The 24,058-nt window shown below is 66.0% G+C and carries 23 protein-coding genes; 9 read left to right on the forward strand and 14 right to left on the reverse strand.

Features of this window, described 5'->3' with window-relative positions:
• Positions 1-233: 233 nt before the first annotated feature.
• The gene (locus tag ACPPVV_RS18085) at positions 234-3,473 is read right to left on the reverse strand and encodes an efflux RND transporter permease subunit (RefSeq protein WP_426701250.1); all 3,240 of its coding nucleotides are present in this window, start codon (positions 3,471-3,473) and stop codon (positions 234-236) included.
• Between the two features lie 108 nt (positions 3,474-3,581).
• Positions 3,582-4,814 (reverse strand): efflux RND transporter periplasmic adaptor subunit, encoded by a 1,233-nt coding sequence (locus ACPPVV_RS18090; RefSeq protein ID WP_426701251.1) that lies wholly within the window; start codon positions 4,812-4,814, stop codon positions 3,582-3,584.
• A 507-nt stretch (positions 4,815-5,321) separates the two neighbouring features.
• Between ACPPVV_RS18090 and ACPPVV_RS18095 the strand changes: the two genes are divergently transcribed.
• Positions 5,322-5,843, forward strand: coding sequence for a c-type cytochrome (locus tag ACPPVV_RS18095; RefSeq protein ID WP_426701252.1), 522 nt, complete (start codon positions 5,322-5,324; stop codon positions 5,841-5,843).
• Between the two features lie 184 nt (positions 5,844-6,027).
• Here the strand turns inward: ACPPVV_RS18095 and ACPPVV_RS18100 are convergent, their stop codons facing one another.
• Complete coding sequence (locus ACPPVV_RS18100; RefSeq protein WP_426701253.1) at positions 6,028-6,621, reverse strand: ACP phosphodiesterase; 594 nt, start codon at positions 6,619-6,621, stop codon at positions 6,028-6,030.
• 48 nt (positions 6,622-6,669) lie between these two features.
• Between ACPPVV_RS18100 and ACPPVV_RS18105 the strand changes: the two genes are divergently transcribed.
• Both ACPPVV_RS18105 and zapE read left to right on the forward strand, forming a co-directional pair.
• Positions 6,670-7,359, forward strand: coding sequence for an alpha/beta hydrolase (locus ACPPVV_RS18105; protein WP_426701254.1), 690 nt, complete (start codon positions 6,670-6,672; stop codon positions 7,357-7,359).
• Positions 7,360-7,395: 36 nt separating this feature from the next.
• The gene (gene zapE / locus ACPPVV_RS18110) at positions 7,396-8,514 is read left to right on the forward strand and encodes a cell division protein ZapE (RefSeq protein ID WP_426701255.1); all 1,119 of its coding nucleotides are present in this window, start codon (positions 7,396-7,398) and stop codon (positions 8,512-8,514) included.
• A 120-nt stretch (positions 8,515-8,634) separates the two neighbouring features.
• Here zapE and ACPPVV_RS18115 read toward each other — a convergent pair whose 3' ends face one another.
• From ACPPVV_RS18115 to gpmA, 3 genes are all read right to left on the reverse strand, one after another.
• Positions 8,635-9,171 carry a DUF1453 domain-containing protein gene (locus tag ACPPVV_RS18115; RefSeq protein ID WP_426701256.1) on the reverse strand — a complete coding sequence of 179 codons (537 nt, stop codon included), beginning with the start codon at positions 9,169-9,171 and terminating at the stop codon, positions 8,635-8,637.
• 98 nt (positions 9,172-9,269) lie between these two features.
• Positions 9,270-9,641 (reverse strand): cupin domain-containing protein, encoded by a 372-nt coding sequence (locus ACPPVV_RS18120; RefSeq protein ID WP_426701257.1) that lies wholly within the window; start codon positions 9,639-9,641, stop codon positions 9,270-9,272.
• A gap of 12 nt (positions 9,642-9,653) precedes the next feature.
• Positions 9,654-10,397, reverse strand: coding sequence for a 2,3-diphosphoglycerate-dependent phosphoglycerate mutase (gpmA, locus tag ACPPVV_RS18125; protein ID WP_426701258.1), 744 nt, complete (start codon positions 10,395-10,397; stop codon positions 9,654-9,656).
• A gap of 147 nt (positions 10,398-10,544) precedes the next feature.
• Here gpmA and ACPPVV_RS18130 point away from each other — a divergent pair, with 147 nt between their 5' ends.
• The gene (locus ACPPVV_RS18130; protein WP_426701259.1) at positions 10,545-11,204 is read left to right on the forward strand and encodes a hypothetical protein; all 660 of its coding nucleotides are present in this window, start codon (positions 10,545-10,547) and stop codon (positions 11,202-11,204) included.
• Between the two features lie 93 nt (positions 11,205-11,297).
• Here ACPPVV_RS18130 and hemF read toward each other — a convergent pair whose 3' ends face one another.
• The gene (gene hemF / locus ACPPVV_RS18135) at positions 11,298-12,200 is read right to left on the reverse strand and encodes an oxygen-dependent coproporphyrinogen oxidase (RefSeq protein WP_426701260.1); all 903 of its coding nucleotides are present in this window, start codon (positions 12,198-12,200) and stop codon (positions 11,298-11,300) included.
• A gap of 302 nt (positions 12,201-12,502) precedes the next feature.
• Here hemF and ACPPVV_RS18140 point away from each other — a divergent pair, with 302 nt between their 5' ends.
• The 4 genes from ACPPVV_RS18140 (at position 12,503) to ACPPVV_RS18155 (ending at position 17,192) form a co-directional block, all read left to right on the forward strand.
• Complete coding sequence (locus tag ACPPVV_RS18140) at positions 12,503-13,696, forward strand: beta-ketoacyl-[acyl-carrier-protein] synthase family protein (RefSeq protein WP_426703274.1); 1,194 nt, start codon at positions 12,503-12,505, stop codon at positions 13,694-13,696.
• Positions 13,693-14,487, forward strand: coding sequence for a beta-ketoacyl synthase chain length factor (locus ACPPVV_RS18145; RefSeq protein WP_426701261.1), 795 nt, complete (start codon positions 13,693-13,695; stop codon positions 14,485-14,487). Before ACPPVV_RS18140 ends, ACPPVV_RS18145 begins: the two co-directional genes overlap by 4 nt.
• Positions 14,484-15,236, forward strand: coding sequence for a glycosyltransferase family 2 protein (locus ACPPVV_RS18150; RefSeq protein ID WP_426701262.1), 753 nt, complete (start codon positions 14,484-14,486; stop codon positions 15,234-15,236). The genes ACPPVV_RS18145 and ACPPVV_RS18150 overlap by 4 nt, the downstream gene beginning before the upstream one ends.
• Before the next feature lie 261 nt (positions 15,237-15,497).
• On the forward strand, positions 15,498-17,192 hold the full coding sequence (locus ACPPVV_RS18155; protein WP_426701263.1) for an NAD(P)/FAD-dependent oxidoreductase: 1,695 nt from the start codon (positions 15,498-15,500) through the stop codon (positions 17,190-17,192).
• Positions 17,193-17,257: 65 nt separating this feature from the next.
• Here ACPPVV_RS18155 and ACPPVV_RS18160 read toward each other — a convergent pair whose 3' ends face one another.
• From ACPPVV_RS18160 to ACPPVV_RS18190, 7 genes are all read right to left on the reverse strand, one after another.
• A complete protein-coding gene (locus ACPPVV_RS18160) occupies positions 17,258-17,698 on the reverse strand; it encodes a phosphotransferase (protein WP_426701264.1) in 441 nt (146 codons plus the stop codon).
• Positions 17,682-20,000 carry an MMPL family transporter gene (locus ACPPVV_RS18165; protein ID WP_426701265.1) on the reverse strand — a complete coding sequence of 773 codons (2,319 nt, stop codon included), beginning with the start codon at positions 19,998-20,000 and terminating at the stop codon, positions 17,682-17,684. The genes ACPPVV_RS18160 and ACPPVV_RS18165 overlap by 17 nt, the downstream gene beginning before the upstream one ends.
• A gap of 2 nt (positions 20,001-20,002) precedes the next feature.
• On the reverse strand, positions 20,003-20,656 hold the full coding sequence (locus tag ACPPVV_RS18170; RefSeq protein WP_426701266.1) for a LolA-related protein: 654 nt from the start codon (positions 20,654-20,656) through the stop codon (positions 20,003-20,005).
• The gene (locus ACPPVV_RS18175; protein ID WP_426701267.1) at positions 20,583-21,539 is read right to left on the reverse strand and encodes an acyltransferase; all 957 of its coding nucleotides are present in this window, start codon (positions 21,537-21,539) and stop codon (positions 20,583-20,585) included. Before ACPPVV_RS18175 ends, ACPPVV_RS18170 begins: the two co-directional genes overlap by 74 nt.
• Positions 21,536-21,844, reverse strand: a complete 309-nt coding sequence (locus ACPPVV_RS18180) for a hydroxymyristoyl-ACP dehydratase (protein ID WP_426701268.1) — start codon at positions 21,842-21,844, stop codon at positions 21,536-21,538. The genes ACPPVV_RS18175 and ACPPVV_RS18180 overlap by 4 nt, the downstream gene beginning before the upstream one ends.
• The gene (locus ACPPVV_RS18185; RefSeq protein ID WP_426701269.1) at positions 21,841-22,554 is read right to left on the reverse strand and encodes a xanthomonadin biosynthesis protein; all 714 of its coding nucleotides are present in this window, start codon (positions 22,552-22,554) and stop codon (positions 21,841-21,843) included. The genes ACPPVV_RS18180 and ACPPVV_RS18185 overlap by 4 nt, the downstream gene beginning before the upstream one ends.
• A gap of 105 nt (positions 22,555-22,659) precedes the next feature.
• Positions 22,660-22,929 carry a phosphopantetheine-binding protein gene (locus ACPPVV_RS18190; protein ID WP_426701270.1) on the reverse strand — a complete coding sequence of 90 codons (270 nt, stop codon included), beginning with the start codon at positions 22,927-22,929 and terminating at the stop codon, positions 22,660-22,662.
• A 92-nt stretch (positions 22,930-23,021) separates the two neighbouring features.
• Here ACPPVV_RS18190 and ACPPVV_RS18195 point away from each other — a divergent pair, with 92 nt between their 5' ends.
• Positions 23,022-24,014: a pteridine-dependent deoxygenase gene (locus ACPPVV_RS18195; protein ID WP_426701271.1), complete on the forward strand. Its 993-nt coding sequence runs from the start codon at positions 23,022-23,024 to the stop codon at positions 24,012-24,014.
• Positions 24,015-24,058: the final 44 nt, after the last annotated feature.

The following is a 24,058-nucleotide window of genomic DNA, read 5'->3' on the forward strand; positions in this document are numbered from 1 at the left end:
GGGTTCAACGTGATCGGAAGCGGGCGGGGGCATGACAGGCGGCGCGCGGGCAAATCATCCCATCTTCAACGTTCATGCGACGAAAAGGTTGAACGGTGGAGCGAAGAGCACCCCGCCCCAATCCTTCCCTGCGTTGCAGGATAGCGAGCACGGCAACAGTTCTGCTGCTCCCCCTGCGTGCAGGAGGAGGTTGGAAGAGGGTATTTTTAGATCTGACCCGGGCGCGTAAGCGATCACGCGGCGCCGTTGGCCTGCGCGCGGGCCAGCGCGCGCTGCTCGCGGCGCACAGCCAACCAGTCGGAGAAACGTTCCATGTACAGGTAGATCACCGGCGTGGTGTACAGCGTGACAAGTTGCGACAGCAGCAGGCCGCCGACGATCGACACACCGAGCGGTCGGCGCAGTTCCGCGCCGATGCCATTGCCCAGCGCCAGCGGCAACGCACCGAGCATGGCCGCGGCGGTGGTCATCATGATCGGGCGGAAACGCAGCAGGCAAGCGCGACGGATCGCGTCGCGCGCGTTCATGCCGGTGCGGCGAGCCTCGATCGCGAAGTCGATCATCATGATGGCGTTCTTCTTGACGATGCCGATCAGCAGCACGATGCCGACGATGCCATCCACCGACAGGCTCATGCCGCAGAGGATCAGCGCCAGCAGCGCGCCGACACCGGCCGGGGGCAACGTGGAGATGATCGTCAGCGGATGGATGTAACTCTCGTACAGCACGCCAAGCACGATGTAGATCACCACGATCGCCGCCAGCAGCAACAACACTTCGTCGCCGAGCGAGGAGGTGAATTCGGCCGCCTTGCCGACGAATTCGCCGCGCACCTGCGGTGGGAACTTGAGCTGCTGCTCGACGTCGTGGATCGCCGCCACCGCATCGGACAGCGAGTACCCCGCGGCCACGTTGAACGCCAGCGTCACCGCCGGCAGCTGCTGCTGGTGGCTGACCACCAGTGGTGCACTGGTGACTTGGGCGCTGACCAGCGAGGACAGTGGAATAGTGCCGCCGCCGCCGAGCTGGAAGCCGACGTTGCCGGCATTGCCGATACCCGATGGCGTCGCCGAGTTGCTCGATTTCACCTGGCCGAAACTGGTGGCGTCACTGCCGGTAAGCGCACCGTTGCCGTTGCCGCGCACGGTCAGCTTGTTCATCAGGTCGTCGGTGGAGCGGAAATCCGGCGCCACTTCCAGCACCACGCGATACTGGTTGAGCTGGGTGAAGATGGTCGAGATCTGGCGCTGACCGAACGCGTCGTACAAGGTGTCGTCAATGGTCTGCACCGGCACGCCCAAACGGCTGGCCTTCTCGCGGTCGATAGTGAGCTTCAACGCGTTGCCGTTGTCGGCCAGGTTGTTGTCGACGTCGGACAGCTCCGGTCGCTGGCGCATCGCCTGGGTCATCTGCCCGGCGTATTTGGCCAGCTCGACCGAGTCCACGTCGGATAACGAATACTGGTACTCCGTAGCCGCAACGCGACTGTCCAGAGTCACGTCCTGCACCGGCTTCAGGTACAGCGCCACGCCCGGAATATCCGCCACCGCGTTCTGCAGCCTTGGCAACAGCGCGTCCAGCCCATCGCGGTCGCCGCGATCCTTCAGCACGATGCTCAGCTGGCCCTGGTTCAACGTCGGGTTGATCGTGCCAGCACCGATGAAGGCGGCCACGCCGGCCACCGCGGGATCCTTGCGCAACGCATCGGCAACTGCCTGGGTGCGGATTTCCATCTGCGGAAACGCGACGTTGTCGTCAGCCTGCACCACGCCGGTGATCAGGCCGGTGTCCTGTTCGGGCAGCAGGCCCTTGGGAATCACGATATACAGGAACACGGTGAGCACCACGGCGGCGGCCGCCACCACCATGGTCAGCTGGCGATGGTCGAGCACCCAGTCCAGCGTGTTCGCATACAGCTCGACGGTGCGTGTCCACAGGTCGCGCTTGCCGGCCGCAGCCTGGCGCTCATGCGCGTCGTCGCCCGGTGGCAATGCGTCCGGCTTGAGCAGGTAGGCGCACATCATCGGCGTCAGGGTCAGCGACACCAGCATCGAAATGGTGACCGCGATGGTCAGCACCCAGGCGAATTCGTGGAACAGCCGGCCGGTAACGCCGGGCATCAGCAGCAACGGCAGGAACACCGCCACCAGCGACACGGTCAGCGACAGCACGGTGAAGCCGATTTCCTTGGCACCGATCTCGGCCGCCTCCGGCCCGCTTTTACCCTGCTCGATGTAGCGCACGATGTTCTCGATCATCACGATCGCATCGTCGACCACGAAACCGGTCGCCACGGTGAGCGCCATCAGCGAGAGGTTGTCCAGCGACATGCCGGTGAAGGCCATCACGCCGAACGTGCCCATCAACGACAGCGGCACCGCCACCGACGGGATGATGGTCGCCCACAGCCGGCGCAGGAACACGAAGATCACCGCCACCACCAGGAAGATGGTCAGCAGCAAGGTCAACTCGACATCGTGCACCGAGGCGCGGATGGTTACCGTGCGGTCGGCGAACACATCCAGGTGCACGTCGGCCGGCAGCGCGCTGCGCAATTCCGGCAGCACCTGGCGGATCTGTTCGACCGTCTGCACGATGTTGGCGCCGGGCTGGCGACGCACGTCCAGCAGCACCGCCGGCTTGCCGTTTGCCCACGCAGCGAGCTGGTCGTTCTCGACACCGTCGACCACGCTGGCGACGTCGGACAGCCGCACCGGCGAGTTGTTCTTGTAACTGATGATGGTGTTCTTGTATTCGGCCGCGTCGGCGAGCTGGTCGTTGGTGCCGATCGAGTAGCTCTGTGTCTTGCCGTTCAACGTGCCCTTGGGCGCGTTGACGTTGGCCTGGGTCAGCGCACTACGCACGTCCTCCAGCGTCAAGCCGAGGTTGGACAGCTGCGCCGGATTCACCTGCACGCGCACGGCCGGTCGCACGTTGCCGGCGATCGAGACCAGGCCCACGCCCTGCACCTGCGACAGCTTCTGCGCCAGAATCGAGTCGGCCAGGTCGTTCACTTCGCGCAACTGACGGCTGTCGGAAGTGAGTTTCAGGGTGAGGATCGGCGCGTCGGCCGGGTTCACCCGGTTGTACACCGGCGGGTACGGCAGGTTGCCCGGCAAGGTGCCCTTGGCCTGGTTGATCGCCGCCTGCACGTCCTGCGCGGCGATGTCGATGTCGCGGTCCATCGAGAACTGCAAAATGATGGTGGACAGCCCGGCGGAGGAATCCGAACTCATCATGGTGAGCCCGGAGATCTGCCCCAGGTTGCGCTCCAGCGGAGTAGTGATCAGCGAGGCCATGGTGCTGGCGCTGGCACCCGGATACTGGGTGCTCACGACCAGGCTTGGCGCCTCGATCTCCGGCAATGCGGACACCGGCAGCTGGCGATAGCCGAGGATGCCGAGCAGCAGTACCGCCACCATCAACAGCGAGGTGGCGATCGGCCGGCGAATGAAGAGGGTCGAAAATCCCATGGCTATCCGTAACGTCTAGGTGCGGTTTCAGTCGCGATCATGGCTGGACCGCGATCGGTTTCAGCGCGATCGCGGTACCGGCGCGCGTGGCAGCGCGCCGGCTTGTCATCAATGACGGCGACCGCCAGCCTTGGTGTTCTTCTTGGCTTTCTCGAGTTCCGCCGCCGTCGGCGCCGCAGGCACTTCACCGGGCTTGAGCGCATTGACCTTGCTGCCCGGCTTCAGGCGGAACTGGCCCTCGGTGACCACTTCATCGCCGGCCTTGAGACCGCTGCCGATCATCACGTGGCTGTCGCCAACTTCGCCGGCGATCACCACGGTCTGCATCTTGACCGTCTTGTCGGGCTGCACCTGATAGACGTAGTCGCCATCGGGTCCGCGCTGCACGGCCTGCGCCGGGATCACCAGGCCGCCGTCGACGGTGTTGACCAGCAACTGCACGTTGACGAACTGGCCCGGCCACAATTCATTCTTGCTGTTCGGAAACTCCGACTTGAGCCGGAACGTGCCGGTGGTGGTGTCGATCTGGTTGTCGATCACCTTGAGCACACCACCGCTGGCGATCGGATGCGCGTCGGTGCGGTCGAGCGCGGTCACCTGCAATACCGCGCCTTCCTGCGAGGCAGCGGTGCGCACCAGGTCGAGGTTCTGTTCGGGCAGGGTGAACATCACGTTGATCGGATGCAGCTGGGTCAGCGTGACGATCGAGCTGGTGGTGGTGACCACGTTGCCCGGATCCACGCCGCGGATGCCGGCCAGGCCGTCGATCGGCGAGACCACCTTGGTGTAGTTCAGTTGCACCTGGCTGTCGCGGATGCTGGCCGCGTCGGAAGCCACGGCAGCCTGGTACTGGGCCGTGGTGTTGCGCAGCGTGTCCAGATCCTGCTTGGAGATGTAACCCTTCGCGGCCAGATCCTGGCTGCGCACCAGGTTGCTCTTGGCGGTGGACAGCAGCGCCTGATCCTGATGCTGTTGCGCCAGCGCCTTGTCATAGGCCGCCTGATAGGTGCGCGGATCGATCTGCGCCAGCACCTGGCCCTTCTTGACCGGCTGGCCTTCGGTGAAATCCAGACTGAGCAGCTGGCCGCCCACCTGCGGATTCACCGTCACCGTGTTGAGCGCCTGCACGGTACCCAGTGCGGTGAGGTAAACCGGCACATTCTGCTTGACCACCGGCACCACGGTAACCGGCACCGGCGGCGTGGCATCAGCGCCATCCTTGCCCTTGCCCGCCGCCTGCGCCGACGCGGCGCCTGCCGGCTTGTGCAACAGGCGCAACCCGACGACTGCCACGACGATCACGGCAATGACGATCAACGCGATCTTCCAAAAACGCGACATGTAAAACTCCTGGACTAAACGGTGCGACTGGCCTGCATTCGACAACGCGGCATGCGTATCTGATATGGCTGGAACCTGTCGGTTGTACCGGTTCGGCACAACGACGACAACGCCCACGGGAGGGAAGCATAAGGGCAGTTGAACGAAGTTGAACAATGCCGGTTGACAGGGGTGAAGCATGACCGATGGCAGGGTTTGCCGCCCGGGCCCGGCCATTTGCAGTGGCCGCGCGGGCTGCGAGCGCACCGGCGACTGGCGCCACGCGCTCTCGATGGGGCCTGAAACTTGCCGCTCGCTTCGTTTATAATCCGCGACTGGTTGTCTGTCGGACCCTCCATTCGGGGCTGGCGACACGTGGTGTCCATGCCGTGCATCTTTGGTTACGGCAATTCACACCGGGCTGGGTTCGCCAGATCGGTGCAACAGTACAAGCCATTCAGGCAGGCCGGACAGCCATCGTGGCGTTCCGTCCCGCCCACTGACAGGAGTACGTGCGTGAGCGGTCCCATGAGCAAATCCGATCAGAGCGTCTTGCGCCAGTTCTCGATCATGATCGGCGGTCTGGCGGTACTGTCGGTGATACTGATCTTCACGGCACTGGCGATCTACGACCACGAGCCGAAGGAAACCAATCCGAACCAGACGGCGACAACCGCCGAGCGGATCGCTCCGGCTGGCGCCGTCTATGCCGGCAACACCGGGCGTGCCGCGATGCAGGCCGCCGCCGACGCCGCCGCCAAGGCCGCCGCCTCACAGGTCGCTTACGGCGGCACCACCGACGGCAAGGCGATCTTCGATCACCTGTGCACCAGCTGCCATACCGCCGGCATCGCCGGCGCGCCCAAGGTGGGCGACAAGGCCATGTGGAGCCCGCGCATCGCTGAAGGCGTGGACACGCTGGTCAAGCACGCGATCGAGGGCTACCACGGCCCCGACGGCAACTTCATGCCGCCGAAGGGTGGCAACCCGGCACTCACCGACGAACAGGTGACCAATGCCGTGCACTGGATCGTCGATCAGGCCAAGTAAGAGCCCCGCTCCAATCAAGCCACATCAAACGCCGCCCTTCGGGGCGGCGTTTTCGTTTGCCCCTTCCCCTTTGGGGATTGGGATGGGGAGCTCCGACGTGCGAGAAAATCAAAAGCGCAACCCCTCACCTGAAGGACTCCCTTCGGTCGCCCAACCCTCCCTTGCTTAGCAGGGGAGGGAAGCTTCAGCCCTCACGCGTCTCGATCCACTCCCGCACAAACCCCTGCAATTCCGGGAAAAACGCCTCGAACCGTTCCTGCAGCTCCGTCTCCCGCGCCACCAGCACCGGCAACGCCGAATCCAGCGGATTGGCCCGGCTCAAACGCTGCCCGATCCCCGCCAGCGCCTCGCCCAGCACCGCGCGATCGGCATAGCCAGCAGGCAATCCGTGCAGCTCCATGTAGCTGCGGAACCGTTGCAACGCGGGCGGCAACAAGGCGTCGTGCCGCCACAACAGTGCGCGCAGCGCATCGGAGAAACGGTCCAGCGGTTGCGTACTCCAGTGAGAAAAGTCGCGCGCCAGGCAATGGTCGAACCACATGTCGAGCAGGATCCCCGCATAGCGCCGGTACGGCGATGGCAACAGCGCCTTCGCGGCCAGCACGTCGGGATGGGCATCGGTATACACGTCGATGGCGCGGTGCAGCCGGATGCCCGCGATGACCGTTGGCGGCAACGCCAGCGCGTGCGCCGGGCCGTGCACGAAATCGCCCAGCATGCCGCCCAGTTGCAGGTACTCGTTGTCACCGGCCAGCAGCGCATGCGCGAGGTGGTTCACGCGCCGTGCCTGCGGCAGCCGGTCCGATCGCCGGTTATCATCGTGTGCATGAATCCCACCGAGCTCTCCGCCGATCCCGCCAGCTTTCCGGACAAGGCCGCCAGTTTCATGCTGCACGGCCCCGTCGGCAAGCTGGAAACCATCAGCGATGTCGCCGAGCCGGCCGAAGCGCGGCGCGGCGTGGCGGTGATCTGCCATCCGCTGACGCCCGAAGGCGGCACCATGCACAACAAGGTGGTGACGATGGCCGAGCGCGCACTGCGCGAATCCGGACTCGACACCGTGCGCTTCAATTTTCGCGCGGCCGGCAATTCGGAAGGCACCTATGACAAGGGCCATGGCGAAAGCGACGACCTGGGCGCGGTGGTCGACTGGGTACGCCGCGTGCGCCCCGACGATGCGCTGTGGCTGGTCGGCTTCTCGTTCGGCAGCTACGTGACCATCCGCAACGCGACAGGCCTGCGCGCGGACGCGCTGATCAGCATTGCGCCACCGGTCGGGCGCTGGGAGTTCGAAACCATCGACCTGCCGACCTGCCCGTGGCTGATCGTGCAGGGCGAGGCCGACGAAGTGGTCGAGCCGCAAGCGGTGTTCGACTGGGTCGAGTCACTGGAGCACCCGCCCGAACTGGTCCGCATGCCCGACACCAGCCATTTCTTCCACCGTCGACTGATGGACCTGCGCGGCGCGATCAAGCACGCGGTGCTTGGCTGGCTGCCACCGGCGCGATCTGCCTGACGCCCGGCCCATTCCTTTTCGGAACCTGTCCGCTCCATGAGTGAAAATCCCTCGCTCGCGCCCAGCGCGCGCTATCACGAAGGCGTCGCCGCGCATCGCTGGGAATCCGATCCCACCCAGCTGGCGTTGCTGCCGGAGTTCGATCGCATGCACGCGGCACTGTGCGCCGAACCCGCATCCGGCAATGGCCTGTTCGACCGGCTGAAATCGCTGCTCGGCAACGAATCGCCCGACGCAGTGCCGGGCCTGTACCTGTGGGGCACGGTCGGCCGCGGCAAGACCTTCCTGATGGATCTGTTCGCCGCCAGCCTGCCGCACGGTGTGGTGCTGCGCCGGCACTTCCACCGTTTCATGGGCGAAGTCCATGCAAGCCTGCGCACACTGGGCGAACGGCAGAGCCCGCTGATCGAGGTCGCCGCCGACATCGCCGCGCGTTGCCGCGTGCTGTGCCTGGATGAGTTTCTGGTCAACGACATCGGCGATGCGATGATCCTGTCGGGCCTGCTCGACGCGCTGTTCGCGCGCGGCGTTACCCTGGTCACCACCTCCAACACCGCGCCAGCGAACCTGTACAAGGACGGCCTGCAGCGTGCCCGCTTCCTGCCCGCCATCGCCCTGATCGAACAGCGCTGCCACGTCGTCGAAATGGCTTCCTCGCGCGACTGGCGCCTGCGCGCGCTGACCCAGGCACCGGTCTACCTGACCCCGCCCGGTGCCGAAGCGCACCGTGCACTGGAGCGCATCTTCGCCAGCCAGGCCAGCGGCAACGTGCAGGAAGGTGGCGTGCTGCACATCAACAGCCGCGATATCCCGTTGCACAAGCGCGCCGACACTATCCTGTGGTTCGATTTCGCCGCGCTGTGCGAAGGCCCGCGCGCGGTGGCCGACTACATCGCGCTGGCCAAGGCCGGCCCGGCCATCATCGTCTCCAACGTGCCGCAGTTCACCGTCTACAGCGAGGACGCCGCCAAGCGTTTCGTGCAATTGGTGGACGAGTTCTACGACCGCCACGTCAAACTGGTGCTGTCCGCCGCCGCACCGATCACCGAGCTTTACGACGGCGAACGCTTGCGCGCCGAATTCGGCCGCACCGAATCGCGGCTGATCGAAATGCAGAGCGAGGAATATCTGGCGCTGGAGCATCGGGCGGACTGACCCGGGTTCGTGGCGCCCCACGCAGTGTTACGGATCCAGCATGCTGCGCATTCGGCATCGGCCGTTGCGATGCATGGGTAGCCGGCGTCGATGAGCAACTCGGCCACCAGGTCGCGTCGATTAAAGCGCCTGCGCCCCGGCTTGCTGGAAACGCCGATGATGGATCAGCAGACCGCTGAAATAGACGATGTAGTAGCCCACCAGCAAGCCGATCACCAGCATGGTCAGCGGGCTGGAGGTGTAGCCCATCGGCTGCATTCCGGCGGCGGCGTTCGGTGCATGCTGCAGTTGCGGCCAGATCGCCATCAGCCGCCAGGCCAGCCGGCCCAGCAACAGCACGGTGAGCAGGGCGCCGATCCACGGGTTCGGCACATAGCAGTCGCCCTTGACGGGATCGACTTCAAAGCGCGTCAGCCGCAGGCCCAGCAGTCCCAGCGCGCCACCGATCAGCACGCCGCCGAACAGGCCTTCGGCCAGCGCCAGCTTGTGCAGGCCGCTGAGCGCCAGCAGCGCGCCGATCATGGCGAAGATCACGATGCGGGCGATCATCCGCTTGCGCCGGATCGGCTGGCGGCCGAACTGGCGGCTGACGCGACGCCACACGATCCACGCCAGCAGCGGCAGCATGATCAGGTAATTGGTCAGATGAACAGGCATCGGCATCGCCACGTGGTGAACTGCGTGCAGCTTAGTCGAGCGCCATGCGGCTGACGACTGACGTTTGTCACCCGTCGACCAGGCATGACGAAACGCGTTCAGGCACCGCCGAGTTGTTCCGCCAGCGAACGCGTGCGGCCGGTCACCACGTTGCCGGTGTGCAGGGTCGACTTGCGCTCGATCAGCATCACCAGGCATTCCATCGCGGCCACCGGGTTGTGCCGGACGCCTTTCGGCACCACGAACATGTCGCCGGTAGCGAGCTCCACCGCATCCGCTTCCATCTCGATACGCAGCTGGCCGTCGAGGATCAGGAACAATTCGTCCTCGTCGTCGTGGCTGTGCCAGCCAAACGTGCCGAGCACCTTGGCGACCTTGATGTAGGAATCGTCCAGCTCGCCGATGATGCGCGGCGACCAGTACTCGTTCAGCGCGGCAGCGGCCTGTTTCGGTGAGGTGATCGTTGACATGTCAGCTCCGCCCTACTTCGCCTTGCCCTGGTTCGCCACCGCGGCCATCTTCGCGGCAATCGCATCGGCGTCGCCGAGGTAATAGTGACGCAGCGGCTTCAGCTCGTCGTCGAACTCGTACACCAGCGGCACGCCGTTGGGGATGTTCAGCTCGACGATCGCCTCGTCGGAGATGCCGTCGAGGTATTTCACCAGCGCGCGCAGCGAATTGCCGTGCGCGGCAACCAGCACGCGCTGGCCGGCCCTGATCGCCGGCGCCAGCACGTCGTGCCAGTAGGGCAGCACGCGGGCGACGGTGTCTTTCAGGCATTCGGTATCGGGGATGTCCTTCGGATCGAGCGTGGCGTAACGCGGGTCGTGCACCGATTCGTTGGCCGCGCGATCGAGCGGCGGTGGTGGGATGTCATAACTGCGGCGCCAGATCTTGACCTGGTCCTCGCCGTACTTCGCCGCTGTCTCGGCCTTGTTGAGGCCAGTCAGGCCACCGTAGTGACGCTCATTGAGGCGCCAGTCGGTGAGCACCGGCAGCCACATCAGGTCCATCGCGTCCTGCACGCCCCACAGTGTGCGCACCGCGCGCTTGAGCACCGAGGTATGCGCCACGTCGAACGTGTAACCGCCCTCCTGCAGCAGCCGGCCAGATTCGCGTGCCTCGGCCATGCCCTGTTCGGTGAGGTCGACATCGGCCCAGCCGCTGAAGCGGTTGTCGAGGTTCCACTGCGATTGGCCGTGGCGGATCAGGACGAGCTTGTGCATGGGTTTCGCTCAACAGGACAATGAACCGGGAATGGTGCAGCGCAGCTCCGGCGTCGTCAAATGCGCTCCCCTGCCACAGGTCATGCTAAACCGGTTGCACGCGCAGGGCATCCTATGCAGGTACCCATTCATCTCAAGGAGATTGCCATGCGTCGCTTCCCGACGGTTCTGATCCTCGCCGCACTCGCGCTGGGCCTGCCCATGCTGGCCGCCGCGCACGATAACGATATCGACAAGATCAACGGCACCGCCCAGGTCGACGCTGGCCAACAGGTCGGTGACGTCAGTACCGTCAACGGCGCCGTCCGTATCGGCGCAGGCGCCAGCGTGCAGAAGGCCGACACGGTCAACGGCAGCATCGAGCTGGGCGACCGCGCCCAGGCCCAGTCCCTGGAAACGGTCAATGGCGGCATCACCATGGGCAGCACCAGCCGGGTCCGCGGCGAAGTCAGTGCCGTCAACGGCGCCATTCGTCTGGCCAAGGATGCGGACGTCGGCGGCAAGCTGGACAACGTCAACGGCACGATCGACCTGGAAGCGGCGCACGTCGCCGGTGGCATCGAGACGGTCGCCGGCGACATCACGATCGGCGCGAACTCGCGCGTCGAGGGCGGCATCCTGGTCGACAAGCCGCATGGCTGGTTCAGCAGCAGCAGCCGCACGCCCATCGTGGTGATCGGACCGCATGCCGTCGTCACCGGCACGCTGGAGTTCCGGCGCGAGGTGGTGCTGAAGGTCAGCGACAGCGCCCAGATCGGCACGGTGAAAGGCGCCACGCCGGTGAAGTTCAGCGGCGCCACGCCGTAAAACAAACCGTTTGTGGGAGCGACTTCAGTCGCGATGCTTTGTTCGATGAAATTCGAGAGCATCGCGACTGAAGTCGCTCCCACAGGCGTTGACCTATAGCCAGTCGCGCGGTTTGAGGTACTCGGCCAGCTTCGCTTCGGCGGAACCGGCCTCGGGTGCATACGCATATTCGAAACGCACCCGCGGCGGCAGGCTCATCAGGATCGATTCGGTGCGGCCACCGGACTGCAGGCCGAACAGCGTGCCCCGATCGTAGACCAGGTTGAACTCCACGTAGCGGCCGCGCCGATACATCTGGAACTCGCGTTCGCGCTCGCCGTACGGCGTGTCCTTGCGGCGTCCGACGATGGGCAGGTAGGCGTCGAGAAAGCCCTGCCCCACCGCCTGGGTAAAGGCGAAGCAGTGTTCGAAGCCACCTTCGTTCAGGTCGTCGTAGAACAGTCCGCCGACGCCGCGGGTCTCGTCGCGGTGCTTCAGGTAGAAGTACTCGTCGCACCATTTCTTGTAACGCGAATAGACATCCATACCGTAAGGCACGCACAGATCGCGTGCCACCGTGTGCCAATGCCGAACGTCTTCCTCCACTGGGTAGAACGGGGTAAGGTCGAAACCGCCGCCGAACCACCACACCGGTTCCGCGCCTTCCTTGCTGGCCTCGAAATAGCGCACATTGGCATGGGCGGTCGGCACATGCGGATTGTTCGGATGCAGCACCAGCGACACGCCGGTGGCGATGAAGCTGCCGCCGGCCAGTTCCGGTCGATGCACGGTGGCGCTGGGCGGCAACTGGTGTCCGGATACGCGCGAGAAATTCACCCCGGCCTGCTCGAACACCGCGCCGTTGCGAAGCACACGGGTGCGCCCACCGCCACCGGCTGCGCGCTGCCAGGCATCCTCCTCGAACCGTGCCGTACCGTCGACCTGTTCGATGGCTGCACAGATGCGGTCCTGCAACCCGCGCAGGAAGGTTTCGGCAGTGTCGGCTTGCTGGCTCATCGTCTGACTCGTCGATTCAATGGGACGAGCTTAACAAGAGCGATCCCACCCGCCGCTGCGACGCGTCGTCGCGCGAGCGATATCAACGCCCGCGCGCCCGGATGGCGCAGGGTTTCGTCGCGCGCACGGATTCGCCGACAGCGGCGGAAGCTGCACGCGACAGCTCGCCCGGCCCGCTTGCGGGCCATTCGCGGTGCCTTCATGCGCGGCTGGCCACGATACCCCTGCCCCCGTTCTGAAAGCCCGGCCGCAGGCTAGGCAAGCCAAGGGGTGACCGCTAGGCTTTCCTGATGCCCACTTTGATGACACCTCTCGCGGTCACCGCGTATACCGCCACGTCCGCCATGGGCAGCGGCCTCACGGCGCAGCTCGATGCCTTGCGTCACGCGCGCAGTGGACTGCGCCTGAACGACATCAGCACGACGCCGCTGGCCTGCTGGATCGGTCGCGTCGATGGCGTGGAAACCAGCGCCCTGCCCGCTGCCCTCGAGGCGTGGGATTGCCGCAACAACCGACTGGCCTGGCTGGGCCTGAACCAGGACGGGTTCCTCGATCAGGTAAACGCCGCACGCCGTCGCTACGGTGCCGGACGCATCGCGCTGCTGCTGGGTACCTCCACCTCCAGCATCGGTGCCACCGAGGAGGCGTATCGCCGACTCGATCCCGATGGCGGTTTTGCCCAGGACATGCGACGCCCGGCCATCCACGGACCGCACTCGCTGGCGGCCTTCGTGGCAGCCGCGCTCGAGCTCGACGGCCCCTGCCTGACGATCTCCACCGCCTGCTCCTCCAGCGCCAAGGTGTTCGCCAGCGCAGAACGTTTGATCCGGCTCGGGCTGGTCGACGCGGCGGTGGTCGGCGGCGTCGATACGCTGTGCGACAGCGTGCTGTTCGGCTTCAACGCGCTGGAGCTGGTGTCCACGGAGCCATGCCGGCCGTTCGATGCCACCCGCAGCGGCATCTCGATCGGTGAGGCGGCCGGTTTCGCGCTGCTGGAACGCACCGACGTCGCCTCCGATGCGCCGCAATTGCTGGGCTACGGCGAAGCCAGCGACGCCCACCACATGTCCACGCCGCACCCGGACGGCCTCGGTGCCGAGCTGGCGTTGAACGACGCGCTGGCCCGCGCCGGTCTCGATGCGGGCCAGGTCGGTTACATCAACCTGCACGGCACCGCCAGCCAGAAGAACGACGAAGTGGAAGCGGCGCTGGTCGGGCGTGCCTTTCCGGCCACGACGCGGGCCAGTTCCACCAAGGGTTTCACCGGCCACACCCTGGGCGCGGCAGGTATCGTCGAGGCGACCATCGCCCTGCAGGCGATCGAGCATGGCCTGGTGCCCGGCAACCTGGGTGGCAGCACGCCCGACCCGGACTGCGGCGCGCAATTCGCCTGGCACAACGAGCAGCAACGCATCGACGTGGCGCTCAGCAACTCGTTCGGGTTCGGTGGCAACAACGCCTGCCTTGCGTTCGCCCGCGCGGGATTCACCGCATGACGGCGTTGCGCGTCCACGTCGAAGGTGTCGGTCTGTGGTCGCCGCAACTGGCCAGCTTCGCCGCCTTGCAGGAGGTGTTGGCCGGCACCGTGCCGGCGGCACCGGTCGGGCGACCCACCGCCGCCATCCTGCCGGCGAACGAACGCCGGCGCGCGCCGGAAAGCGTGCTGCTGGCGATCGAGCTGGCCGGGCAGGCCGTGGCGATGAGTGGCCGCGAAGCAGCCGCGCTGGCCTGCGTGTTCGCGTCGTCACATGGCGATCAGTCGATCACCGATTACATGTGTGCCACCTTGGCGCAAGCGCCGACCGAACTGTCGCCAACCCGTTTCCACAATTCGGTACACAACGCCGCCGTCGGTTACTGGACCATCGCCACCGATTGCCATGCGCCATCCACCGCGATATGCGCCCAAGCCGCCAGCTTCGGTGCCGGCCTGCTGGAAGCCGCCAGCCAGGCCGTGACCGATCAGCGCCCGGTGCTGCTGGTGTGCAGCGACATCGCGGGCAGCGGTCCGCTGGGCGAACTCACCGGCTGCACCCAGCCCTTCGGCAGCGCGCTGGTGCTGGCGCCGCACAACGGCGCGTCGACGCTGGCGACCCTGGCGCTGACACTGACCGTGGACGGCACCGATACACCGCTGGCCGAACCGCTGGCCAGCTGGCGCGGTACCAGTCCTTCGACCGCCGGACTGCCGCTGCTGGCGTTGCTGGCCGGCAAGAAAGACGGTCGCTGCTGGCTGGCCGCCGCCGCGACGCTGGGGTTGCAGGTCGACGTGGAGCACGTCGCTTGAACCCCATCGCCGGGCGCTGGTGCGTGCTGATTCCCTGCCTCGACGAGGAAGCAGCGATCCAGTCGGTGATCGAATCCGTACTGGCACTGGGCGTACCGGTGATCGTGGTCGACGACGGCTCGGACGACCGCACAGCGGAGATCGTCGCCATGTTGCCGGTCACCCTGCTGCGCCAGGAACGGCGCGGCAAGGGCGCGGCGCTTCGCCGCGGTTTCCACGAAGCCTTGCGACAAGGCTACGACGCGGTCCTGACGATGGACGGCGATGGCCAGCATCAGGCCAGCGACATCCCGCGCATCATGGCTGCGGCCGCGCGGCATCCCGGGCACATCGTCATCGGCGCGCGCCTGCTTGAACGCGATCAGCAGCCGAAGGGTCGCCGCCGCGCCAACGCCGTTGCCGACTGGGGTATTTCCTGTGCGTGCGCGCAACCCATCGCCGATACGCAAAGTGGCCAACGCTGGTATCCGCGCGCGGCGCTGGACCTGGTCGACCTGCCGGCGGAGAACTTCGTGTTCGAGGCGGCCATCCTGATCGCCGCCTCGCGCGAGAAGCGCCTCGGCGTGGTCTCGGTGCCGATCGCCTCGCGCTATCACGGCAGCTTCCGGCCCAGCCATTTCAGGCCGGTACGCGATGTCACCCGCATCACCTTCTATACCATTGGCAGGGTATTCCACTACGGCGACATCATGGCCAGCTACCGACGTTCGCGCGCCACACCGGTTGTCATCAGCAGCGCGGCAGACTGACGTCATGGGCCAGGCACTGCTGCTTTTGCAGTTGATGGTGATCCTGCTCACCGCGCGGAAGCGGCCATCGCGCGCCGACCCGACCCGTGATGAATCACGTATCCACCGCGGGTACCGACGCCAGCCGACCTGACACCGGCGATGCGGCACACCGCACGTTATGATGACGATCCATGCCCGGACCCTTTCGGCTTGGTACGCGGCGTCGGCCGCATCATCCTTGCCCCTGCCACCGGACGGAAAACGCATCATGGAAAGACTGTGGCCAGCCATCGCCGCGGACGCGGCGCACCGATCATCGTCGGCAACGGTCGCGGCACGGTGACCGTCACCGACCATGCCACCGTGAACGCGCCGGAGGCCGCCAGCGGATCGATGCACGACGTCGTCATCCTCGGCGGCGGCCTGGCCGGACTCACCCTGGCGCTGCAACTGCACGACGCCTATCCCGACCTCGACATCGTGGTGCTGGAGCGCGGTACCCATCCACTGCCGGCAGCAGCCCACAAGGTCGGCGAGTCGACGGTGGACGTGGGCGCCCATTATTTCGGCGAAGTGCTCGGCCTGCGCGACTACCTGAAGCGCGAGCACATCCTGAAGTTCGGCCTGCGCTACTTTTTTTCCGATGGCCGCAGCGACATCGATCAGGTCACCGAGCTCGGCGTGAGTGAGGTATTCCCGGCGCCGAGCTACCAGCTCGATCGCGGCATCTTCGAGAATTTCCTGGGTGCGGAAGCGCATCGGCGCGGTATCGACTTGCGCGAAGGCACCCGCGTGCGCGGCTTCGATCTCGGCAAGGGCGACGCGCAGCACCGCGTGCGCTGCAGTAGCCCGGAGGGTGACTTCGAGCTCGATGCGCGCTGGCTGGTCGACGCCTCCGGCCGCGCCGGCCTGGTACGTCGCCGCCTCGACCTGACCGTCGACAACGGCCATCGCGTCAACGCCGCGTGGTTCCGCATCGACGAGCGACTGCAGCTGGACGACTGGATCGACGATCCGGTCTGGCGCGCGCGCTGCAAGCCACCGGAGCGCTGGCGTTCCACCAACCACCTGTGCGGTGCCGGCTACTGGGTCTGGCTGATACCGCTGGCGTCGGGCGCACACTCGGTGGGCATCGTGGCCGATGCCGCCATGCATCCGCTGAACACTTTCAACGATTTCGAACGGGCACTGGCCTGGCTTGAAGAACATCAGCCGGCGGTGGCGCGCGAGGTGGCGAAACGGCGTGACAAACTGCTGGATTTCCGCTTCCTCAAGAACTATTCCCACGGTTGCAGCAAGGTCTTCAGTGCGGACCGCTGGGCGTTGACCGGCGAGGCGGGCGCCTTCCTCGATCCGTTCTATTCGCCGGGCAGTGATTTCATCGGCATCGCCAATACCTTCATCTGCCAGCTGATCGGACATGATCGCGCCGGTACGCCGCTGGCCCCGCACGTGCGGCTCTACGAAAGGCTGTACCAGTCGTTCTACGACAGCATGCTGGCGATCTTCCGCGGTCAGTACCCACTGTTCGGCAACGTGCGGGTGATGGCGACCAAGATCATCTGGGACCACGCGTTCTACTGGGGCGTGCTGTGCCAGCTGGTATTCCAGCAGCGGCTCGGCGACGCCGCACTGTTCGCCGATCTGGGAACGGAGCTGGCGTACGCACAACAGCTCAACGAGCGCATGCAGCAGCTGTTTCGCGACTGGCATCCGTTCTCGCCGCCAACCAACCAGCCGGTGATGCTCGACCAGCGCGAGCTGCCCTGGTTCACCGCATTGAACGTGGCCATGCACGACACCCTCGACGACGCAGGCGTTCGCGCGCGTCTGCGTGAAAACGTGCAGCTGCTGCGGGGCCTGGCCGCGAGCATCGTCGAGCGCGCCGTTTTCGATGGCGGCGAATCACTGCGCGAGGGACACGAAGATCTGCTGGTCGAACCGGGGCAACCTGCACTGTTCGTCACGCCCTGACGCGGTCGCGCCGCCGACCATCGCGGCGCGGCGACACCTGAACTGCGCGCGTGTTCAACCCATCGTCAGGGCACAGTGGCCGGATGGATGACCGCGGCGCGTCCACTGGCCAGCAGGATGCTTCGGTGCTCGACACGAAATGTGTACTGGGCGCCACCGTCATCGGCGTAGATGCATTCGGCATGCACGTCCAGGTGACCATCGAGGTGGTCGACGTATTCCACGCACAACTGCACGTCGCGCAGGCTGACCAGCATGCCGGGGCGAGGTGTCTCGATGCCGCGTGCGCGCGCCAGCAAGGCGCCGTGCACGGCCATGGCTTGCGCGCCGTATTCGGCCAGGTGCACCGCATGCAGACCCGACGAAGTACGCAGCGGGTTGTCCGCTCGTGCATGCCCTTCGCTGGTCGCGTGGATCGTGCGCTCATCCCATGCCTGCACCGCATCGAGCAGGCACATCGTGCCTGCGTGCGGGATCAGATGGGCCCAGTCAGTCTTCGCAAGCATGCGGCGCCATCAGGATCGACAGGCAGAAATGGAACGCCACGCCCAGGCTCACGGTGAGTCCGATCGCGCGCAGCACCGGAATGGTGGCCCATGCCAGCATGCCGAACACCAGCAAGGCAGACAGCACGCACACGATGGTCGCGTGCAGGGTTCGCCGCTGCTCGGCCGGATCCCCCGTATCGCGTTCGAAGAACAGCGCGTAATGCAGGCCGAGTCCGCCGGCGAGGATCAACGCCACCAGGTGGAACAACGAGATCTCGATGCCGATGACCCGCTCCACCGCCAGTACCAGGAACGTGGCCAGTGTCATCGGCGCCAGCACGTGCCAGGCGCGCCGCACGCTGCGTAGCGCGAAGCTGATGGTCAGCACCAGAAGGATCGCAGCCGCCAGCAAGGCCTGCAGGATGCGCGTGCGGTAGTCGACCACCAGCGATTCGGAGGCGGCCTTCAGGTCGAGCAGACGCACCATGCCGTTCGAGTTTTCACCCAGCGCCTGCAAGGCGGTGACATCGTGCACGCCGCTGACGGTGCCCAGGCCGAGCCAATGCCCGTCGCGCTGCACCAGCGTCGCGGCAAGCCGCTGGCCCAGCGGCGTCTGCGCGTAACGCGTTGGCGTCAACGGCGGCAGCTGGCGCGCGGTGGCGACGTCATCGACGAACGGCTGGAACAGGTCGGCGCGGAAAGGCAGGCCTTGCAGCGCTTCGTCCAGCGCGTGCTGCAGCGTTGTCCGGTCCGGCAACTTCTGTTGCCGCGCCAGCTGCACGGCCACTGTCGGCAGATAGCGCGATGGCAGGTCCAGCGCATCGACGGCGTGCTTCGCCACCAAAGTGTCGACCTGCGATTGCAGTTTTTCCGACAAGGCCAGTACGCCCTGCTCGGTCGGTGCCTGAAGCACCAGCAGATAGCGCACGTCCGGCGCGCCGAGCGCCTGCCGCAAACGTGCATCGTGCACCAGCATGTCCTGCGGCAGCGGCGTCAGGGCGGCGAGGTTGTTCTGCCAGAACGAGCCCGGGGCAAGCGCCAGCATCAACACGATCGCTGCGGCGACCAGCAGAGGAATCCAGCGCGGTCGCGGCAGGCGGTCGACGAGCTCGCGCGCGCGCTTCAGCCAGCGCATGTCGGCCACGTCGCGCACGCGCCGTGGCAGCAAATGCGGCAACAGGTAGCGCGTCGTGAACCCGGCCACCAGCAGGCCGACGATGGTGAACACCGCCAGCTGTTTCAGCCCGTTCACACCGGACGCATAGAAGGCCAGATACGCAATGCATGCCGACGTGATCGCGGTCAAAAGTAGAGGCCACAACGCGCGCACGCTCTGCACCGCATCCTCGCCGGCGCGGCGGTGGCTGAGCACGCGGATCGGGTACTCCTGCGCCACACCCAGCAGGGTGAAGCCGAACGCCAGGGTGATGCCGTGCACTTCGGAAAATGCGATGGTCAATGCGGCGATACCGGCCAGCCCGGCGCTGGCGATCGGCAGCGCCGACAGCAGCAGCGAGCTGAAGCTGCGGTAGGCCAGCAGCAGCAATGCGATGAACCCGACGGTGGAAATGCGCCCGATCCAGTCCGCCTGATGCCGCGTCTGCGCACCGACCACCACGCTGAAATAACCCGGCCCGCTCAGTTCGAGTTTCGCGCCGGCACTGCCCGGCAGCGCGTGGAAGGCGTGCTGGATGCCGTCGATCGCCTGCTGTTGGGCGCCCGGGTCGAAGCCGGCCGCCACCGTCTGCACCAGCAACAACGCTTCGCCCTGCGGCGAGAACCACACGCCCTCGCGCACTTCGGGCGATTTCGCTGGCGCCCACAATTCGGCCAGTTTCAGCATCTCCAGCGTGGGATCGCGCGGCAGCAAACCCTTCAGCAGGCTGGCCGCGGGCGAGGACAGGTCGTCCAGCCGTTGCTGCAGCTGGTCGGCCAGGTACGCTTCGTCCAGCGGCTGCGTGTCCAGCGTCGGCGACAGCAGGTAACGGTACGGCAACAGGCTGGGGTCCAGCGCGCCCAGGTCGAAGTTGCCGTTGATGATCTGGCTGTAATGCCTGTCGTTTTTCAACGCCGTGACGAGCCCCTGGCTGAGCGCCGCCAGCTGTTGGTCCGACTTTCCGCTGATCGACAGCAACAGCAGGCGCGAACCCGGCCCATCACCGACCTGCTCCATCAGCAGGCGTTGATCGGGCGTGGTCGGTGCCGGCATGAAGCTGCGCAGATCGGTGCTGATCTTCAGTCGCTGGCTGACCATCCAGCCGAGCCCGGCCAGGGCCAGCAACCACACGATCAGCAAGGTCCCTCGAGCGCGTCCACGCATGTTCAGTGCGTGTCCCGGCACAAGGCCTGCAGCGTGTCGCGCGTGGGTTCCGTTGGCATCCTGGCAGCCAGCGGACCGAGCAGGTCGACGGTCAGGTCGCCATCGGCTTCCTGCATGTGCATGCAGCGCGACTCCTTTGCGTTGCCTTCGACGGTGATGCTGGCGATGGTCTTGGCCACGCGCGCGTCGAGCGGCGTCAGGGTCAGCGTCCACGCGCCGGTGATGTCGCCGGTCTGCTTGATGTCGAATGCCTGCTGCAAGCGGCCGGTATCTCCGCTGAGCAATGCCACGAAACTGTCCAGCAACACCTGCAACTGCGGCGCGCGCTTCAGCGAGAAATGACGCGGACGCTTGCCGGCACGTTCCTGGGTAACTTCGCCATCGGCGATGGTCGCCGTTTCGGGTTGCGGCTTGTCGACGCGACGTTGCAGCTTGTCGCCACCGAGCCAGGACAATTCACCGGACACCACCAACGGCCGATCCAGCACCTGCATGAAACGCGCCTCGGCGAATGCGGTGTGCGCCGGTGCGGGATGACCCAGTGCGGCAATCAGGGTTTGCGCCGACGACGATGCCGCCGGCTCAGATGCCGAGGCGCTCACCGACAGCAGCAGGGCCAGGCTCGGCAACAGCAGGCGTGTCTTGCCAGAAATCATAGAAATTGAACCAGTTGTAGGGAGCCACGTGAATGTAGTGTTCCACCCGCTGCGCATAACGGCTGATCAGCGCGTCCAGGGCGGGGCCGCGTTGGTGGCGCGGAATCTCGACCCGATCGCTCAGCGGCTCGAAGATCAGGCGGTAACGGTTGCCCCCCAGGTACAGGCCGAAGCACAGTACCACCGGTACCCGCAGGGTATGCGCGAGCAGCCACGGACTGACCGGAAACGGTGCCGGCGAACCGAGCAGTTCGGCATGCCGCAACACCTCGTGGCCGCGCCCGCGATCGGCCAGCATCGCCACCACGGCGCCTTCGCTGCAGGCCTCGGCCATCGCCAGTGCGATCGAGGTTCCGTCCCTGGCTGCGTCGATCACGCTGGCGCCCACATCCGGCGCCAGCGCTTCGAGCAATTCGGTCATCGCGGGGGTCTTCTGCTTGTCCAGCACCACCCGCAGCGGCAAGTCCGGGCGGCGCGCACCGATCGCGCGCAATGCCTCGAAACTGCCCTGGTGCGAGCCGAACAGCAGCACACCACGGCCTTCGGCCACGCGCTGGTCAAGCAGGTCCAGGCCCTGCGTCTCGATCTGGAAGGATTTTTCGCCGTGGGCCAACAGGAAGATCCGGTCCAGGCACGTGGCGGCGTAACAGTGAAAGTGCTTGAACACCTGCCACACCGTGGCCGGGCGACCGAATACTCTTTGCAGATATTGTCTGGAGGCCAGTCGCTCGGGTCCGCGGCGCAGGTAGAAATACAGCGTGATCGGATACAGGCACAGCCGACCCAAACGGCGTCCACCGTGCAGCGCGATAGCCAGGATCAGCCCCATCGCGAAACGTCCGCCGCCCTCGGGGCGGCTCTGCCAGTGTTCGTTTGTGCTCATGCGGCTCCCTCGACCACGCCGCGTGCCAGCAGCACGTCGTCGCGCCGGATCTCGAAACGGATCCGCCGCCCGTCCGGGGTTGCCTCGGCCAAGTGCAGTCGCGCGGTCTGCTCCGGCAGCAACGGCGCCACGAATTTCGCCTCCAGCACGCGCGCCAGACGCTGGTCGCGCCATGCGCGCAGGGCCAGCGCCACCTGCTCCAGCAGAATGACACCCGGCACCAGCGGCCGACCCGGGAAATGGCCGGGCAGGACCGGATGCTGCGAGGCGAGGCTAAACGTCTGGTTGAAACCGACTTCACTCATGGCATCGCCACTCCCTTGCCACGCCGCAACTGTGGCCAGTGCAGGGCGAGCTGCTTCAGCATGTCGCGCAGACCGGGGTGACTCAGATGGCGCAGCCGCCAGCGACGGTAACCGTATTCCAGCAAGAACGCGGCGCCGAGCACGGCGTAGCATCCCAGATGCAGCCAGGCGGCAGCCCAGTTTTCAGGTACCGGCAACGGCGAAGCCATCCCGAAGCGATTCAGCAGGCCGGTGCGATCGGCGCACAGCAACAGCACGGCCAGCACGGCGGCTTGCGCGCCCAGCAGCACCGTCCAGAATCCGGTAACCTGGCGGGCATAGCGGGCCACGCCCGGCTGCTGCAGCCGGGCCGTGCCTTCGATCGCGATGATGAAGCGCGCCACCAGCGGTTCACCGGCAACCAGGGTGTGGCCAAATGCGAACGCCAACGCGGCATTGATCAGCAGCGGCACCGCTTCCAGCAATAGGGTGGCAAATCCGCACTGCCCTGCTCCGAGCAAGGCGGCCAGCGTGGCCAACCAGGCGAACCATGGCATGGCGCGGCGCGTGCGCAGGCGTGGCAGCATCAGCACAGTCAGCAGCACGGCCAGCGCCAGCAAGGCGAAAACCTGCCGGTGCGTGATCGCGCCAGCCATCGCCAGTAGCGGATAGGCCGCCAACAGCAGCAGCACGCCATGCCGCGACGCGTTTTCAGGTGAAGGGGAGATCATGCCGGATCCCGCGTCGACTGCGCCGAAGCCGTGAGCCTGCCACCGACAGCGGAAGGCTGCGTGAGGACAGGACGGGACCGTGGCGCCGGGGCCAGGCCGCCGGCTTCAGCCGACGCGGCTCTGCTCGACATGCGCGGACAGGGTGCGCAGGCTGGTGAAGATCTGCCGGTTGTCCGGATTGTCCGAGCGCAGTTGGAAACCGTAGCGCTTGGACACGGCCAGCGCGATTTCCAGTGCATCGATCGAATCCAGGCCCAGGTCGCCGCCGAACAACGGCGCGTCGGGGTCGATCTGTTCCGGGGTGACGGTTTCGAGGTTCAGGCATGTCACGACCAAGGTGGCCAATTCGTGCTGCGCCGCTGTCTGTTCTGCCATGCTCGATTCCGTACTCTTGATTCATTGCCTCCCCCCGGTGGCAGTGGGCGCGGAGTGTAACATAGCGCCCTTGTCGTTCCCGGTTGCGCACAATGATTCAGGGATGTGAAAACCCCCAGATTGACCCGCTGCTGCGCCGTGCGCCGCGGGTGTCCTATCGCATCGGCGACACCGCCAGCGTGCTCGAGGAAGCCGGCACGCTGGCGGTGTTCGGCTTTGGTGCCGGCAGCCCGGCTGCCGACGATCCGCGGTACTTGCGCGTGGCGCTGGAGGGTTTCGACGCGCCCGTACCCCTGGAGGTCTGGCAGGTCGACGCGCCGGTGCATTGCGGTGTCGACGGCGCATTGCACTGGTCGACCGGTGGCGGCTGGCTGTTCGCGGCGATCGATCTGGATGAACGTGAACACGGCGGCCCCAGCGCCACCGCCCGGCTCGCCTACGAACAGCTGCATCGCTTCGTGACGGCCCGCGACATGCAACATGTGCTGCGCATCTGGAACTACCTCGGCGCGATCAACCACGGCGAAGGCGATGCCGAGCGTTACAAGCATTTCTGCAGCGGTCGCGCCATCGGCATGGGCGATTTCTTCGTCGAAGGTTTCCCTGCCGCCACCGCGATCGGCCATCACGGCGACGAACATCGGCTGCAGGTCTACCTGCTGGCCTGCGACCAGCCCGGCGAGCGGGTGGAAAACCCGCGACAGGTCAGCGCCTGGCGCTATCCACGCCAATACGGCCGCACGCCACCCAGCTTCGCCCGCGCCATGGTGCTGCCGGCACGCGATGCGCTGGCGATCTCCGGTACCGCCGCGGTGGTCGGCCACGCCTCGGCACATCAGGACGATCTGGACGCGCAGCTCGGCGAAACGCTGACCAACCTGGAAGCCTTGCTGTCCAACGCCGGCATGGCGGCCGGCTTCAACACCCATTCGCCCTTGAAGGCCTACGTGCGCCACGCTACCGATGCCGCACGCGTGCGCGAGTTCGTGCAAAGTCGCCTGCCCGGCGTACCGGTACTGCTCTTGCATGGCGATATCTGCCGCAGCGAGTTGCTGGTAGAGATCGACGGCTGGCGTTACGTCTGAGGAACCGGAACAGCCGGAGCATCGCGGCTTTTTCTTACTGTGCC

Source organism: Rhodanobacter sp. Col0626 (assembly GCF_049994385.1).
GTDB lineage: Bacteria > Pseudomonadota > Gammaproteobacteria > Xanthomonadales > Rhodanobacteraceae > Rhodanobacter.

Bases quoted from the DNA above. Each gene is read 5' to 3' on its own strand.
- ACPPVV_RS18085 (WP_426701250.1), bottom strand. From the start codon at position 3,473: ATGGGATTTTCGACCCTCTTCATTCGCCGGCCGATCGCCACCTCGCTG.
- ACPPVV_RS18090 (WP_426701251.1), bottom strand. From the start codon at position 4,814: ATGTCGCGTTTTTGGAAGATCGCGTTGATCGTCATTGCCGTGATCGTC.
- ACPPVV_RS18095 (WP_426701252.1), top strand. From the start codon at position 5,322: ATGAGCAAATCCGATCAGAGCGTCTTGCGCCAGTTCTCGATCATGATC.
- ACPPVV_RS18105 (WP_426701254.1), top strand. From the start codon at position 6,670: ATGAATCCCACCGAGCTCTCCGCCGATCCCGCCAGCTTTCCGGACAAG.
- zapE (WP_426701255.1), top strand. From the start codon at position 7,396: ATGAGTGAAAATCCCTCGCTCGCGCCCAGCGCGCGCTATCACGAAGGC.
- ACPPVV_RS18115 (WP_426701256.1), bottom strand. From the start codon at position 9,171: ATGCCTGTTCATCTGACCAATTACCTGATCATGCTGCCGCTGCTGGCG.
- ACPPVV_RS18120 (WP_426701257.1), bottom strand. From the start codon at position 9,641: ATGTCAACGATCACCTCACCGAAACAGGCCGCTGCCGCGCTGAACGAG.
- gpmA (WP_426701258.1), bottom strand. From the start codon at position 10,397: ATGCACAAGCTCGTCCTGATCCGCCACGGCCAATCGCAGTGGAACCTC.
- ACPPVV_RS18130 (WP_426701259.1), top strand. From the start codon at position 10,545: ATGCGTCGCTTCCCGACGGTTCTGATCCTCGCCGCACTCGCGCTGGGC.
- hemF (WP_426701260.1), bottom strand. From the start codon at position 12,200: ATGAGCCAGCAAGCCGACACTGCCGAAACCTTCCTGCGCGGGTTGCAG.
- ACPPVV_RS18140 (WP_426703274.1), top strand. From the start codon at position 12,503: ATGACACCTCTCGCGGTCACCGCGTATACCGCCACGTCCGCCATGGGC.
- ACPPVV_RS18145 (WP_426701261.1), top strand. From the start codon at position 13,693: ATGACGGCGTTGCGCGTCCACGTCGAAGGTGTCGGTCTGTGGTCGCCG.
- ACPPVV_RS18160 (WP_426701264.1), bottom strand. From the start codon at position 17,698: ATGCTTGCGAAGACTGACTGGGCCCATCTGATCCCGCACGCAGGCACG.
- ACPPVV_RS18165 (WP_426701265.1), bottom strand. From the start codon at position 20,000: ATGCGTGGACGCGCTCGAGGGACCTTGCTGATCGTGTGGTTGCTGGCC.
- ACPPVV_RS18170 (WP_426701266.1), bottom strand. From the start codon at position 20,656: ATGATTTCTGGCAAGACACGCCTGCTGTTGCCGAGCCTGGCCCTGCTG.
- ACPPVV_RS18175 (WP_426701267.1), bottom strand. From the start codon at position 21,539: ATGAGCACAAACGAACACTGGCAGAGCCGCCCCGAGGGCGGCGGACGT.
- ACPPVV_RS18180 (WP_426701268.1), bottom strand. From the start codon at position 21,844: ATGAGTGAAGTCGGTTTCAACCAGACGTTTAGCCTCGCCTCGCAGCAT.
- ACPPVV_RS18185 (WP_426701269.1), bottom strand. From the start codon at position 22,554: ATGATCTCCCCTTCACCTGAAAACGCGTCGCGGCATGGCGTGCTGCTG.
- ACPPVV_RS18190 (WP_426701270.1), bottom strand. From the start codon at position 22,929: ATGGCAGAACAGACAGCGGCGCAGCACGAATTGGCCACCTTGGTCGTG.
- ACPPVV_RS18195 (WP_426701271.1), top strand. From the start codon at position 23,022: ATGATTCAGGGATGTGAAAACCCCCAGATTGACCCGCTGCTGCGCCGT.